1 pseudogene is annotated in these 330 nt (G+C 65.2%); it reads right to left on the bottom strand.

The annotated features are described in order from the left end of the window. Positions 1-249, bottom strand: a pseudogene (locus tag D0817_RS27000) (hypothetical protein); the annotation flags it as partial. Positions 250-330 lie beyond the last annotated feature (81 nt).

Raw genomic sequence — 330 nt, 5'->3', positions numbered from 1 at the left:
CGTGTGGCGCATGCCGTCGATCGGCACGCCGAGCCGCACAAACTGGCCGGGGCGGTGGCTGCGCCAGCCGCGGCCCGGGCGCAATGTGAGCGTGCGGGTGTCGGCGGTGTCGTCCCAGACGCCCACCACGCGCGCCTTGAGCACGTGCTGCGTCCACAGCGGGTTGACCAGCTCGAGGTAGTGCGAGTGGCGCAGTGGATAGGTGAACATGTCGAGCAGATTGCCAAAACCGGCGCTGATGGAAGCCATTGAAGTCGTCCCTGAAAAGGAGTGTCATGACGCGTCCGCCGGAATGGCAGCACATCTCAACAGCGTGCATTGTGTACACCG

Origin of the sequence: Flavobacterium cupreum, from assembly GCF_003996965.1 — a bacterium.
GTDB lineage: Bacteria > Bacteroidota > Bacteroidia > Flavobacteriales > Flavobacteriaceae > Flavobacterium > Flavobacterium cupreum.
Note: the sequence above shows the minus strand (reverse complement) of the source record. Positions and strands in the feature narration are given on the sequence as shown.